The sequence below is a fragment of the Bacteroidota bacterium genome (assembly GCA_016721765.1).
GTDB lineage: Bacteria > Bacteroidota > Bacteroidia > UBA4408 > UBA4408 > UBA4408.
In genome coordinates, this window is record JADKHO010000001.1 from 979,919 (window position 1) to 995,454 (window position 15,536).

Annotated in this window: 10 protein-coding genes; 4 read left to right on the forward strand and 6 right to left on the reverse strand. The window is 38.2% G+C overall.

Annotated features, from left to right (window positions below; translation table 11 throughout):
* Positions 1–155: 155 nt before the first annotated feature.
* From IPP32_03535 to IPP32_03550, 4 genes are all read left to right on the forward strand, one after another.
* The gene (locus IPP32_03535; GenBank protein ID MBL0047151.1) at positions 156–2,702 is read left to right on the forward strand and encodes a T9SS type A sorting domain-containing protein; all 2,547 of its coding nucleotides are present in this window, start codon (positions 156–158) and stop codon (positions 2,700–2,702) included.
* A gap of 64 nt (positions 2,703–2,766) precedes the next feature.
* Positions 2,767–3,489, forward strand: coding sequence for a PorT family protein (locus tag IPP32_03540; GenBank protein MBL0047152.1), 723 nt, complete (start codon positions 2,767–2,769; stop codon positions 3,487–3,489).
* A gap of 178 nt (positions 3,490–3,667) precedes the next feature.
* Positions 3,668–5,560, forward strand: coding sequence for a tRNA uridine-5-carboxymethylaminomethyl(34) synthesis enzyme MnmG (gene mnmG / locus IPP32_03545; GenBank protein ID MBL0047153.1), 1,893 nt, complete (start codon positions 3,668–3,670; stop codon positions 5,558–5,560).
* Positions 5,561–5,627: 67 nt separating this feature from the next.
* Positions 5,628–6,518: a class I SAM-dependent methyltransferase gene (locus IPP32_03550; protein ID MBL0047154.1), complete on the forward strand. Its 891-nt coding sequence runs from the start codon at positions 5,628–5,630 to the stop codon at positions 6,516–6,518.
* Positions 6,519–6,668: 150 nt separating this feature from the next.
* On the opposite strand, the gene IPP32_03555 is transcribed toward IPP32_03550, so the two are convergent.
* The 6 genes from IPP32_03555 to IPP32_03580 all read right to left on the reverse strand — a co-directional run bounded on the left by IPP32_03555 (position 6,669) and on the right by IPP32_03580 (position 15,510).
* On the reverse strand, positions 6,669–7,631 hold the full coding sequence (locus IPP32_03555) for a hypothetical protein (protein ID MBL0047155.1): 963 nt from the start codon (positions 7,629–7,631) through the stop codon (positions 6,669–6,671).
* Positions 7,632–7,860: 229 nt separating this feature from the next.
* Positions 7,861–8,736: a DUF4249 domain-containing protein gene (locus IPP32_03560; GenBank protein ID MBL0047156.1), complete on the reverse strand. Its 876-nt coding sequence runs from the start codon at positions 8,734–8,736 to the stop codon at positions 7,861–7,863.
* Between the two features lie 4 nt (positions 8,737–8,740).
* Positions 8,741–11,095 carry a TonB-dependent receptor gene (locus IPP32_03565; protein MBL0047157.1) on the reverse strand — a complete coding sequence of 785 codons (2,355 nt, stop codon included), beginning with the start codon at positions 11,093–11,095 and terminating at the stop codon, positions 8,741–8,743.
* Positions 11,096–11,229: 134 nt separating this feature from the next.
* Entirely contained in the window at positions 11,230–11,688 is a 459-nt protein-coding gene (gene ybeY, locus IPP32_03570; protein MBL0047158.1) for an rRNA maturation RNase YbeY, read from the reverse strand.
* 11 nt (positions 11,689–11,699) lie between these two features.
* Positions 11,700–12,113: an ATP-binding protein gene (locus IPP32_03575; protein MBL0047159.1), complete on the reverse strand. Its 414-nt coding sequence runs from the start codon at positions 12,111–12,113 to the stop codon at positions 11,700–11,702.
* Positions 12,114–12,126: 13 nt separating this feature from the next.
* A complete protein-coding gene (locus IPP32_03580) occupies positions 12,127–15,510 on the reverse strand; it encodes a DUF4175 domain-containing protein (GenBank protein MBL0047160.1) in 3,384 nt (1,127 codons plus the stop codon).
* Positions 15,511–15,536: the final 26 nt, after the last annotated feature.

Sequence of the window (15,536 nt, forward strand, 5' to 3'; positions counted from 1 at the left end):
ACTGTTTTTTTGTAAGCGAATATAGTATTTCTTTCATTTGAAACAAACAATTTTTATGGTTCTAGTCGAAAATAACGCATCGTTAACATCAGATGAATCAGATTATTAACTTTGCTCAAGAATTTGTTCATTTAACCCTTAATACCAAACCAATTATGAAAAGTAAACACCACGCATTTAAACTAGTCGCTTTTTTACTCTTAATGTTTCGTTTTCCTGCTTTTGCACAACAAGGTAGCTTGCTGTTTGATGGTGTCGACGACAAGGTAGTTGTTCCGGCAAATACCGCTTTTAATTCTGCCAATAGCCTAACCTGCGAAGCATGGATAAATGCCACGCAATGGAAAGCCCAAATTTATCAAGGAACGATCGTCGGAAAAGACGGAAGCAATACAAGTGGATATGCGCTGCGATGTGGTGCTAATGGAAAACTAAGCTTTGTTATTGGCGGCCCCGGCGGGTGGACCGAAGCAACTTGCGGCAGCATTATGCAGGCAAATGTATGGACACATGTGGCCGGTGTGTTTGACAATGGCGCAATAAAGATTTACGTAAATGGTAACTTGGTGGGCACCAACACTGCCTCTACAATTACGGCATCAACGGTTAGTTTATTAATTGGTGAAAGCCCGGGTTTTGCCGGTCGTGTCTTTAAAGGGTATTTAGATGAAGTTAGAATATGGAACGTAGCACGCTCTCAGGCGGATATATTGGCAAATATGACCGTTGACTTGCCGAACAATGAACCTGGTTTGGTGGCCTATTACAAATTTAATCAAATTAGCGGGACAAGCACACCAAATGAGATTTCTGCAACAGTTAATACAATTGGCACATTAACAAACTTTCCAGCTAATCCATGGTCTACCGGCTACGTGCCACCCAGCACAGATATTAGCGCCAGTGCCGTTTTGTCGCCCGATGTCATAACCTATTATTCCGGAGCCTCTCGCGTGCGTGCTGCTTTTAAAAACACCGGACTAGATACAGTAACCGGTTTTTCTGTGGGGTATATTTTAAATAATGGAACTCCTGTTGTTGAAAGTATCACACAAACGTTATTGCCCAATCAAGAAATAAATTACGCTTTTCACGATGTAATTGAAAGTGTTGGAAATACTAGTAATTTAAAGGTATTCACAGCCCTTGCTGCTGATAATAACGCACTTAACGATACAACACGATTAACGCTTACAAAACCAAGTAATGGTATTTACACACTCCCAATTTTTACTGCTGTGCGACACAATTTTGGAGCTTTTGGTCAAACGCAACATGTAGTTATGCCCTTGCCGGATAACAACACGCGGTTCAGCCAAATTATTATGAAAATAAGTGTCGCCTGCCCTTCAAGTGGCTGCGATCCGTGGGATCAACCGGCTAAAATTTCGCTGGTAAAAAATGGTCAAACATATGAATTGGCGCGCTTTATTACACCCTATGGTAAAGCTTGCGGTCCATGGACAATTGATGTTACCGATTTCAAATCCTTGCTGCAAGGAAACTGCGATTTCGAATCCTATATTCAAGTTTGGGGTGCCTCTGGTTGGTTGCTAACGGTAACACTTGATTTTATTGAGGCAACAAGCCCTCTCCCCTATCAGAAAATTACTCGTCTATGGGAAAATGATAACTGGGTTTATGGAGATCCTAACATAAGCTATGATTTACCTTTGCAAACAGTTTCAATAAACCCGCAAACGCAAGCAGTGGATATGCGTATGACAAATACCGGGCATGGACAAGCAAATACAAACAACGCTGCCGAATTTTCCATTAAAACACACACTGTTCAGGTAAATGGTAGCACTGTTGCCAATCATTATTTATGGAAAGCTGATTGTGATTTAAATACCTGTAGCAATCAAAGCGGAACATGGGTATATGATCGCGCGGGTTGGTGTCCGGGTCAAGGTGTGGATCCCTATTGGGTGAATTTAAATTCACAATTTAGTGCAGGCCAAAACTTAACTGTGGATTATACACTTCAGCCTTATGTAAACTTATTAAACACTGGCTACAACGGAGGCAGCCACACTGAACCACATTATAAAATTCATTCATTTTTGGTCGAAAAATCCAATGTATTTATTGATGGAGATTCGCTTATCAATGCTTCTGCCTTACGCCTCTCCTACCCTATTAACAATGCCCAACTCGGAGCATCCACCCCTATAAAAGTGTGGTTAAAAAACAACGGAACTACTGCGCTTTCTGGGTTTAATATTTATTGTTTCGTAAATGGCTCTTTGCTTACCAAGGATGTTCCTAACTTATTGCTCCTAGCGGGAGATAGCATAGAGTACACTTTTTCCCTTACTGGAAATTTTGTTTCCGGCATAGAGTATCACATTGCTGCTTTGGTTGATATAGCTAATGATGCGGCAAGTTCGGACGATGTTGCTTCGGTGATCATAAATAGTACTGTGGGGCAAATTGAACTTTCGCAAATCAATCCTAGCTTAACTATTTTTCCCAACCCTACAAAGGGTACTTTTACCTTAAAAACCGACAACCTTAAAGAGGATGCACAAATTACGATATCAGATCTAAGTGGAAAAGTTATATTTCAATCAAGCTATTCTCTTGAGCAAGCAACAAAAGGGGTAATATTTAACACCGGTTTTGCTGAAGGCTTTTACATTATTGAGATGAAAGGCAAAAGCACACGTATGTTTGAGAAACTAATTATCAATAATTAAGCACCTACTTAATCGTGCTTACTTTTTATTTTACATTTGTGGAATAAACCTAAAAACCATTTCTATGAAACTAGCAAAATCAATTGTAATTATTGCTTTATTATCAATAAGCTTCGGCGTAAGTGCCCAAAAAGCAGAGGTTGGCTTAAGTGGTGGAGTTGGAACAACTTGGCTAATGAATAAAAATGTGTTCGATTATGGCGACAATCTTGATCCTGTTGTTTCCCTTGGAGGTAACTATGGAATTGCCGCAACCGTATATTTTACCGAGAAAGTAGGTCTTGGAATTGAGCTAAACAATGCAATTGTAAATCAAAAATACAAAGGCGTTATTGGCTCTTCTGATTATGATTCAAAAACCAAAATAACCTATTTTGATATACCTCTTTTATTAAAACTAAAGTCGGGAAAGTCCGGGTTTTATTTTGAAATTGGGCCAAAATTAAGCTATGTTTTAAACGCAACTGAGGAGTATAATTCTTCCCTCCAAACTTTGAGTTACAATGGTACTGGAGTAAGAAACGATTTTAACGCTACTGTAATTTCAGGAGTTGTTGGCATTGGCGGTAGAATTAATGTGGTGGACGCATTAACCATATCTCTCGGATTGCGCCTCTCCGGAGGAATAACAGATGCAACAAAAGAGTATGATATTACTACTATTGGTAATTCAGGGGTGAGCACAACTGCAGCAAATGTTGGGTCTGATGGCGTTTTGGATTACAAGCGCACTACCCTCGCCACCGGTGGTTTGCAAATTGGAGTTTTATATAGAATTGGTAAATAATTTTACATCTGTCACCCAAAAGACCTGCAGATTTTTTCTGTGGGTCTTTTTTTTGAACCACTTTTGTCCTTTCCTTGATGGCATTCCTGCTTTTTAAAACATGAACATGCCCTTCCTTTCTGAAGCGGTGTTCTGCTTCCTCGCTCGCTAAATAATAAATAATCAGTACTTTTGCGCCATGTTCAAAAATTATGATGTTATTGTTGTTGGTGCCGGTCACGCCGGATGTGAAGCAGCTGCTGCAGCGGCCAATTTAGGCTCGAGTGTGCTGCTTGTTACCATGAACATGCAAACCATTGCTCAAATGAGCTGCAATCCAGCCATGGGGGGCATTGCAAAGGGACAAATTGTGAGAGAAATTGACGCCCTTGGTGGCTATTCCGGCATTGTTTCGGATAAAACTGCCATTCAGTTTCGTTTGCTTAACCGAAGCAAGGGTCCTGCTATGTGGAGTCCTCGCGTGCAAAGCGATAGACAACGATTTGCAGAAGAGTGGAGATTGCAATTAGAGCAAACCCCAAATGTTGATTTTTGGCAAGACATGGTTAAGGAATTGATTGTTGAAAATGGTACCGTTAAAGGTATTGTCACCGGAATGGGTATTCGCATTCATGCAAATTCGGTCGTATTAACCAATGGTACTTTTTTAAATGGTATCATACATATTGGAGAAAAACAATTTGGTGGTGGCAGGGCGTCCGAAAGCGCATCAAAAGGGATTACTGAACAATTAATCGAACTGGGCTTCGAATCGGGCCGTATGAAAACAGGAACCCCGCCAAGAATCGATGGTCGCTCACTTGACTATTCGAAAATGGAAGAACAAACAGGGGATGAGCTGCCGGGTAAATTTTCCTTTTTACCTAACACCTCACCGTTCTACTCCTCAACACTAACAGGTGAAAAAAAGGAACAAAAGAGTTGTCATATTACTTATACCAATGATGCGGTTCATGAAATTTTAAGAACCGGATTCGAAAAATCACCAATGTTTCAAGGCAGAATTAAAGGCCTTGGTCCAAGGTATTGTCCATCTATCGAAGATAAAATAACTCGCTTCGCAGAAAGAGAGCGACATCAAATTTTTGTTGAACCGGAGGGATGGAATACTGTTGAGATTTATGTAAACGGGTTTTCTACTTCCTTGCCAGAAGAGGTGCAATACAAGGCATTGAAACTAATTCCAGGCTTTGAAAAGGTTCGTATGTTTCGACCTGGTTATGCAATTGAGTACGATTATTTTCCACCGCATCAATTAAGTCTAAGCTTAGAAACAAAGCTAATTTCAAATCTGTTTTTCGCCGGACAAATAAATGGGACAACCGGCTACGAAGAAGCGGCATGTCAAGGATTGATGGCAGGTATTAATGCACACTTAAAAGTGGCAGGAAAAAACCCTTTTATTTTGCAACGCTCCGAAGCATACATCGGCGTACTAATTGACGACCTGGTTACAAAGGGCACGAACGAACCCTATCGCATGTTTACTTCACGAGCAGAATATCGTATTTTACTCAGACAAGACAATGCTGATATTCGTTTAACGCCTCGTTCTTTTGAATTAGGTTTAGCATCTAAAGAAAGAATGGATAGAGTAGGGGAGAAGATGAAAGCAAGTAAAGAAATTAGTGCGTATTTTAAACAAATTAGCGCTGAGCCAAATTTAATTAATAACTATTTAGAGTCAATTGAGTCTGCTAGCATAAATCAAAAAATAAAGTATTTCAATGTGCTTTCTCGTCCAAATGTTTCTATAAATGAACTTGTAAAATACGATGAAACTCTGCGTGGGTTTATGGCAAATTATGATGAAGAATGTATTGAGCAAGCTGAAATATTATTGAAATATGAGGGCTATATCGAAAAGGAACAGGAGATGGTTGAAAAACAGTTACGACTCGAAAACTTAGAATTGCACCATATTTTTGACTACAAAACAATCCCATCCTTATCTGCTGAAGCAAAGGATAAACTAAATAGGGTAAAGCCAAAAACGATTGGCCAAGCTTCAAGAATTTCAGGAATTTCGCCGGCTGACATTTCCGTTTTAATGATTTTTATGGGGCGATAGTTCTGCTCCTTGATAAAACCTCAAATAATGTTTCACGTGAAACGTATACAATAACCCAGTCCGATATATGGAAAAAATAGCCTCATGTCCCATTTGCAAAAACGAAACATTTAATGAGTTTATCAAATGTAAAGATAATACTGTAACTAATGAAGTGTACACAATTGTTGAATGCAAGGGCTGCACTTTTAGGTTTACAAATCCTCGACCTGCGGCAAATGAAATCGGAAAATACTATGAATCTGATGACTATATTTCCCATTCAAATTCTAACAAAGGTATCTTTAATAAGCTATACCAAGTTATACGAAACTATACCATTTCCGGAAAAAAGTCACTAATCAGTCGATTTGTTTCACGTGGAACATTACTCGATATCGGTTGTGGAACGGGTGAGTTTTTAAACCATATGCGTTCCAAAAACTGGGAAGTTAGAGGCATTGAGCCTGGCGATTTGGCGCGAAAATTTGCAGTAAGTAACTACAATTTGGATGTAAAGCCGGAGGATGCTCTCTCAGAAATCGAAAACAATTCCTTTGATGTAATCACGCTTTGGCATGTGCTTGAACACGTGCACGAATTAGACAAAAGAGTAAAAGAATTAAACAGAATTATCAAGTCAGATGGTGTTGTATTTATTGCTGTTCCAAACTGCACCTCCTATGACGCAAGTTATTATAAAGAAAATTGGGCGGCATATGATGTGCCCAGACATTTATATCATTTTACACCAAAAACTATCTCGAAACTCTTTACTCAACACGGATTTAATTTGGAGGAAATACAGCCCATGAAATTCGACTCCTTTTATGTCTCAATGCTTAGCGAAAAATATAAACTAGGAAAAATCAATTATTTCAAAGCAATACTCACCGGCCTAAAATCAAATTATCTTGCAATGAGTAGTAAAGAAAATACTTATTCAAGCCAAATATATATCTTTAAAAAAGCCAACTAATTACAGTCTATATATTGTAAAAAGGCTACTAGAATGTGTTATAACCCCAACTCTTCTTTTCTATATCCAACTCTTCCAAAGTGCCCTAAGAGTTGTGTCGCAAAAAGACGATTAAAGTTACTTAAGATTAAAAACAAATCACTCATTGCTTCATTCTATTTTTGTTACAAGCTTTGCACGTTCATCCCAAATAACAATATTCTGTTCAAGACTTGAAGTAAGAACCCTGCTTCCCCGCTTATTCCATGTTACTCCCCACAAATTATCAGTTGATTGGCCTTCTGAAATTAGTTTCCCATGACTATCCCAAATCCTCAATTTATCGCTTGCTGTTGCCAATCGATTTCCCTTTGAATTCCAAGCTAAATTTCGGTATTCTCCCTTACTTATATCAATTGATTTAATTAGCTCGCCTTGCATAGTCCAAAACTGTAACAATGATTTTACCGTATCATCTCCATAATCTCCTGTTACAAAAAATTTGCCCGATCTATGCCAAGCTATGCTTAAAATTAAAACATCTTCCGGCCTGTGATTAATAACCTTCAATAGAGTACCCTGCATGTCATAAAAACGTATTTTATCACCAACGCAAGCAAGTATATCCAATTTGGGATGCCATTCAATTGCGGTTATGGATTTGCTGTTTTCACTGTTAAACTTTCTAATCAAATCACCTTTTAAATTAAAGATTAATATCTGTCCATCATTATCAGCAACAGCCAAATACTCACCTGTTCTATTCCAATCAACACCCCTAGCCCCATCCACCGAAACTCCTAATAAGTCAATTTTCTCATTTGTTTCTAAATCTATTATACTTGAATGTGTTACCGACATTTGTGTTGTAACTGCTAATAAATTTTTCACCGGATGCCACTTTATGCGTGTTATGGTATTACCAATATAAAAAGCCTTATAAACCTTTAACTCATTTCCATTATAAATTTTTAGTGTATCAGTATTGCCACCAACCGCAATAAATTTTCCGTCAGGACTCCAATCTGCTGTCCAAAGAATTTGCTTTTCATTTGTTGCTTGAGAATAAGTATTGTTACAGATTAGTAAACTCAGAAACACAATTCTAACAACTCTAACTTTTAAACGGATCATATCAAAATATTCACAAAATGCCATTAAAACCCTTACAATTTCAACAAATCTAAAAAACAATTGCGGCAAAAATTAACAATTGCAAAAACGAAGCTATTACACTTCGATTAAGCGTACAAGCCACCCGATGGGACTGATGTATAAAAAAGTTCCAAATAGCGCTTAAATCGCACGAAAAAACAGCCACTCTAGCGCCCTAGACAATCAATAATTACAGAGGAGCAAATGACTATTTTATGGTGATTTGCTTCGAATAACTCGCACTTACTTCAAACCAACCAACCGGAATGAACTGCGTTTGAGTTTCATTTGAATTTGCATTTTTAATGTTGCTCTTCACATTATAGGGGGGTGTTGCAAACAAACCACCATTAATCATTTGGCTTTGTGCTTGATTTAAAAAATCATAGCTGGCGTGGTTAATACCATACATTTCAACTTTAACTGTTTCGCCGGGTGTAAATGGACTGTTAAAGTCATTTATTCCTTGACGATAAGGCACGATAAAAATTAACCCATCACCGTTGCCGAAAGCTGCTTCTTGGGCCGTTAGAATGGCATTGGGTTTATTGTTAAATGACCCATTTCTGTAAGTTCTAATCCAATAAAAATCTTGACGTCCAGCATTATCTCTTGCCCAAAACTCAGCCCTTATCACAGAATCGGCACTTAAACCATTTGCTTCTTTATATTGCGTCAGTGAATCAATCACCACAGAAGGTTGCATAGTAGTTGAGGAAACGTATTGTTGACCATTGTAATCCACCACTAAATTGTAAACATGGCCAATTCTTGCCAAAGTATCTAGCGAGCCGGGAATCCACAAATACTTGCCGTCATTATCTGAATCTAAAAATGAATACGTATTTCCGATATCATCTGTAATTTTTACATCGGCTCCCAAGACAATAGGAGAGGGTGCGTTTTCGAAATAATCGGCTGTTTGTGTCAACTTTATTATTTGTGGTTCCCGCTTATCATTTATCCAAGCATCCACAGTTATTTGCGATGTTCCCGGATCCAGTTTAATTTCCATCTTTTCTTCACACGATAAGAGAAGTATCGAAGATGAAAACATTATAAAATACTTTACAAATTTCTTCATATACTTAGAATTTAAAATTATACGCAATGGATGGGATTGGTCTGGCAATTATACTGTATCTAATAGCCTCGGTGGTATTTCCACCGGTTGATGCTTGCTGAAAATATACACTAAAAGCATTGTGCCGGCCATAAACATTATATACTGAAAAGACCCAAAAGCTTTCCCATTTTTTATGCACCCTTCCTTGTCTGGTTACAGATAAATCCAAACGATGATAAGCAGGAATCCGATAGTTATTGCGCTCTTCTTCCGCATTAATAGGAATAATGTATCCCTGAACCACAACCCTGTTGGTTGGGAAAGTTGCCGGTGTTCCGGTAGCAAATGCAAAAGTTGCAGAAGCATCCCACTTTTTATTGAAAGTATAAAATGCTACAATATTCAGATTATGCACTTTATCAAACCTGTTGGGATACCACTTGTTTTTGTTAATACCATTTACTTGGCGCTCTGTTCTGGCCAAAGTATAACTAATCCATCCGGTAAAAGGTCCATTATTTTTCTTGACAAAAAACTCTAATCCATAGGCTCTGCCTTTACCATTCAACAACTCACCTTCAATGTATTCATTTAGCAATAGGTTGGCATTGTCAATATAATCAACCTGGTTTTTCATCAATTTATAATAGGTCTCCACAGAGGTTTCATAGTCATTATTTTCACCAAAATTTCTAAAGTAACCCAAAGCCACTTGATCGCATATTTGAGGCTTGATGTTGTTTGTTGTTGGCGTCCATACATCCAACGGGGTGCTTGCGGTTGTGTTGGAAATTAAATGCAAGTATTGAGAAATTCTGGTATAACTGGCTTTCACAGAAGAACTAGGTGTTAAATCCACTTTTATTGAAAAGCGTGGCTCCGGATTTCCATAGCTTTTAATCACTTTACCGCTCGCGGCATTGCTTGTGTCTTGCAGCGGCTTTGGAATATTTGGAGTGGTATCTCTGTAGGTATAAATTTTACCAGGTCCAATATATTGCCACATCGAATAACGAATTCCGTATTGGGTAGTTATTCTCCCTCCAATTTTTTGCTCATTGTCAATGTAAATAGCGCTTTCAACTCCAAACTTATCCTTTAAACTGATGTCACTGCTTTGGTCGCCACTAGTAAAATTTGCCCGTCCTGGACGAAAATCATAGAGTGTTGCTTGTCCCCCAAAATGTATCGTATTCTTTGTATTCCAATAATAGGTCAACTCTGGTTTAAAGCTGTAATTGATAATTTTAGATCGCCAACTAAACTGGTCTCCATTGGGCTGACCAAACACCAATTCATAATCATAATTGCTGTAAAATGAGGTGGTGTTTAGAAACAGTTTTTCATTAAATAAGTGATTCCAACGCACTGTTGCGGTGGTATTTCCCCAATTCGATTTAAATCCGGAACTAAACACATCCCTACCAAGATAACCCGACACAAAAACTTTATTTTTATCGTTAATTATATAATTCACTTTTGCAGTTAAATCATAAAAGAAAAACTTTGATTTGCGTAATTCCTTTCGCAAAAATGGTTTGGCCAGAAAGTCAATGTAGGAGCGTCTTCCGGCAATAATAAATGAACTTTTGTTTTTCTTTATCGGCGCTTCAATTGTTAGACGGCTAAATATTAAACCTATTCCGCCATTAACAGCTAACTTCTTGTTGTTACCCTCATTTAACCGCACATCTAAGATGCTGGATAGCCGGCCTCCATACTGTGCAGGAATACCTCCTTTTATAAGTTTCACGTCTTTTACCGCATCCGGATTAAACACCGAAAAAAATCCAAACAAGTGAGAGGAGTTAAATACCGGCGCTTCATCCAAGAGCACAAGGTTTTGATCCACACCACCGCCACGTACATTAAAACCTTGTGCCCCTTCACCCACAGTGGTAACACCCGGCAACAACTGAATTCCTCTGATTATGTCCACTTCACCTAACAATGCAGGAATTTTCTTAATTGTTTTAATATCCAATTTATTCACACTCATTTCTACATTTTTCACATTGCCATCAGCTCTCTCACTCGTAATTTCAACTTCTTTGAGTTGTTGCTGCTTTTCCGAAAGCTCAATGTTGTCTATGCGATTCGTGGTTAAATCCACTTCGCGTTCAATCGTTTCAAAACCAACAAGCGAATACAAAATCGTGTACTTTCCTTTGGGCAAAGTAAGTGAGTAAAAACCATAAGGGTTACTGGCAACTCCATTGCTGGTGCCTTTTACAGACACCACCGCACCAATAATTTCCTCTCCGCTTTTAGCGTTTTTCACATAACCACTTAGCGTACATTTATCTTCGGCATATAGGGTGCTTGACGTTAATAATAGCGAAACAACAAGTAAAACAAAAGCATTTCGAAATATCATAAGGATGGGTTTGGGGACAAGAACAGAATTTTAAGTAATTTGTTGTAATGAAATTTATTTGGCGCGCAAAACTATGGAAACATTTTTTGATTTCAAAGTTTCCAAATCGTTTCTTTCAATAAACTTAACTCCGTTTAAGAATGTTTAGGAAATCGCATCATATAAAAAGCTTCCTTCTTGCGCATTTTTGAGGCCTCAGTCGCGCTTTTATCTCCGTATCCACACAAGTGCATCACTCCGTGAATCATAACCCTCTTAAGCTCGCTTTCGAATCCGCTTTGAAACTTTTCAGCATTTTCAATTACGCGCTCAATGCTGATGTAAATTTCACCCGATACGCGCGCTTTTAATTTCTTACCGGAAATGGGAGTTGGCGCGTGCTCTATTGGAAAGGTTATAATATCGGTAAGTGTATTGTGATGGAGATAGGATGTATTTATCTCAAGCAAAAAGGCATCTGAACAGAAGATATAATTTATTTCACCCAGAGATTTTTTTTCCCCTTGTAAAGTTTGCACAATCCAAGAACGGTGCTTTGCTTTGTGTTTGAGTGTAAACTTTATTTGCTCAACAAAAAAATGAATGCGATGCAAGTAAAAAAGAATTAAGCCACCATGTGTGGCGCATTAAAACTCAATTGCACCACACGACCGTTTTCGTGAAACGCAACGGCATCGGCAAGGTGTTTCATTAGAAATACCCCTCTTCCGTTTAATTTTTCAATGTTTTCAGGGTCGGTGGGGTCAGGTATATTGGAGTAATCAAACCCTTGGCCTTCGTCTTTTATGTAGCAATTAATGATGTCTTTATCGGGCTTAAATTCGATGTCAATCTTTTTATCGGGATTGGATTTATTGCCGTGTTGAATGGCGTTGTTTACTGCTTCGGTAACTGCTACAAGAATGTTTCCAAAAGACTCTTCATGCAGCTGCCACTTATCACACACGTCTTGCACCAGCTTTTCCACTAGCGCCATATCTTCGTATCGAGAAGCAATATTAATGCTGAATTTTTCCATAACCGTGCTAAAATTATTTTTCAAATGTATTAAAATATTCATTGACTTTCGTTTTATAGAAAGAATTGAGTGCGGGAGGAACCGTCTTCAGCAACTCTGCTTCCTTTTGTTTAAGCAGGTTATACTCTAAAAATGAATTAGGGTTACGATTCTCTTGAATTTTTGCTTCATTGCTTTGTCGCTTTTCGTCTTGCTCCCTTTCCCTTTCAGCCTTTTCGGCCTCAAGCAAGCGGGTCATAATTTCTTGTTGGCGGTTTAATGTTTCTTGCGAAATGCGCTTGTTCACTAGGTCGGTTTCCGTTTTTTCCATATTGTCGGCAATCTTTTTAAGCTCTCCATTTCCCGATTTTCCATCCTTATCCATCTGGCCTGCCATTTTTTGTAACTCTCGGCGTAAGGCTTCTTGCTGTGCTGCCAATTTACTCAACTGCTCACTTTGCCCGCTGTTTTGCGGTTTACCTGTTAATCCGTCTTTGCCTTTTCCGTCCTTTTTTCCATTTGGGTTGTCCATTCCTTCTTTCAGCTTTTTAATTTGATCGTTTATTTCTTTCTGAAGTTTTTGCATGGTAGCAGCACTTGGCTTGCTATTCTTTCCGGGTTTCTTACAACTTCCCGACCCTGGTTTAGATTGCTGCTGTTGCTGTTGCATTTGATCTAATGCCTCGCTTAATAAAAGCGCCAAATTGTTCACCGAAGTCATAACATATTGTTGTCGGGCAGCGGCAACAGGGCTTTGTCGCTCAGCAAGCAATTTAATGCTTTTATCCATGTTGGCATTAATATCCGCAATTTCCTTGTTCACCATATTTTCGATTTTCGGCTGGCGTTTACTCAATGCAAACAAAGAGTCTTCAATAATTTTAGCATCGTCTTTCAGTTTCTTTTGAACCTGGGCAATCTTTACATATTGTGGATTGTTAATTTGCGTGGTATTTAATTGTTTCATCAAACCCTCTTGGTCAAATGAAAGCTGAATAAGGTTTTCAAGAATTTCGCGCAAGGCATCAATATCTTCCTCGTTCTCCTCCTGCTCCATTTTCTTTTGCATGTTGTCTAACTTCTGCGCCAGTTCTTCTTGTTGCTGAGCTGCCTTCTTTTGAGATTCGGATGCCTTTTTATTTTTCTTATCTCCCAATTGATCTTTTGCATCTTGCATCTCCTTGTCGATAGCCTTTTGCTCTTGTTCCGTTTTTTGCAGATCGTTAGGCTTTTCTAGTTCACTATTCTTTTTCTCAGCATCTGCAATATCCTTTTTTATTTCGTCAAACTTTTTGTCTAGCTCCGCCTGCTTATCTTGTAATTGCTTACTGTCCGCGTCTTTCTCTTTTGATTTTTCAGCTAAATCATTTTGCTTTTTCGCCAAATCCTCCAACTTTGTTTGAGCGTCTTTCAGCTTTTGCTCCACTTCCAATTGTTTGAAAAGCTCCAATTGCCTGTCTAATTGCTTCTCCAGGTCTTTATTATCAAGCTTCATTTTTTCCAAAGCCTCTTGTGTTTTTTCCTTATCAAAGTTCTCTAAAAGCTTTTGCAGTTCCTTGATTTTTTCTTTCATTTCATCACTCATCAACTCGTTGAAAAGTTTTTCCAACTGGGCTTGCTTCTCTGCCAGCTGCTCATCCTGCTGTTTGTATTCGTTTTGCTCGTTGTTGTTTTTTGTATTTTCCTTTTGAATTTCTTCTACTGTTTTTTGAAGCTCCTTTTGCTTATCCAACAGTTCTTGTATTTTCTTCTTTTCTTCAAAACCAACCGCCTTTTTTTCAATCATGCGTTTGCTGATATCATTCATATCCTTTTGAATATCCTTGGCTTTCTTTAAACTGGCTTGCAAATCATCTTTTATTTTGGAGTTGTTTTTCTCTGTAGCTTCCGATAATTGCTGCAGTGTAGGCGCTTTAAATAACATTTTTTGCGTACGCGCAGATTTGGCACCGCTCACGCCATCGTTATCCCACACTTCAAAATAATATTCAATCTGATCGCCCGGAAGAATTCCCAAAGGACTGATATCCCAGTAATGGAAAAAATTATCTTGATTTTGCAGTTTATTCACTGCTAATGAAACAGTCTTTTCATTGTTCTGTGTAAACTTAGCCATGGCACTGTCTTCGGGGCTAATAATCTTATATTTAAATTCCAGTTTGCTAAAGCCATAATCATCCTTCACTTCGCCTCTAAATCCAATTCGCTTTGTGGACAAGGAATCGGGCTGCTCGCTAACTGCAATGGAAGGATAAACATCCGGAATTACATTTATTGAATACAGAATGCTATCACGGCTTTTGAGGTATTCATTTGAAGTTACAATGGCATACGTTTTATTTCTAAAGTATCGATTGTTATAGGAAAAAGAATTTTCCTGCGCTTGTTTCACTGCAATGCTGGTGTCTGAAAAACTTAAATTTAATTGCTTGGTATTTTGTGTTGTAAAAAGCCATGTAACTTTTGTTCCTGAAGGGATTACCAAGTCGCCGGTGTTGTGAAGGGTTTCGTTTTTTTTGCCCACATAGGCCGGATAGTTTAAGGCCACATCAAAATTTAGAACAATGGGATTGGGCAATGCTCTCAATTCGTATTCTTGTGAGTAAAAACCATCGGCATACAAACGAAACTTAGTAGATTTTTGTAGGTTCTTAATTAGGTAGGAAAAGAGCACTGTGTTTTGCTTGCTCAACTGATACTCCACATTATCAATTTCAATTGAAACCGTTGCGGGTATTTCGCTCCCGCTTAATTTTACTTCCAATTCAAAATCTTTTTGCTGAATGGCTGATAAATTTTTATTTAAAACAACAAATTGAAAGGGTGACTTTTTCTCGAAATAAACATCGTGCTTAACCAAGCGTGTGGTCGCATCGGTTAAAATACTTGGTGAAAACAACAATATTACAACAACTGCAAATACCGGAACGGCCGCATATTTTAGGTACTTTTTGTTTTTTGAAAAATCAACCGCAGCAGTAAAGGGTACCGGGCTAAGTGCTTTAATTTTTTGATTAATGCTTGCTTCCAAAAGTGCATCCGAAATACCCGATTCGCCCGTACTTTGAAGTGAGTGTAGCTGAAGCGTATTGATCAATTTATCTTGAATCCCCGTAAAATGCTTCCCAATAATTTCTGAAGCTTGCCGGTGCGAAATAGTTTTACCCAGTCGGTTTAATTTCAAAACAGGGATAATAATCCATCTGATTAAAATTGCAAGACCTGAAATAAGCAGAAAATAATATAAGAAGGTTCGAACGCCAATTCCAAAATTTCCAAGGTATTCAAACAAGGCTACCGAAAGATAAACGAACACAAAAAGACCAACAAAGTAAATGCAGCCCTTTAAAAGTTCATTCTTATAATATTTTCGAATAAACTCATCGAGCTTGTTAATCAGGAGTTGATAATTATTCATTCTTTTTTATTGCGCAGTAATGGGCG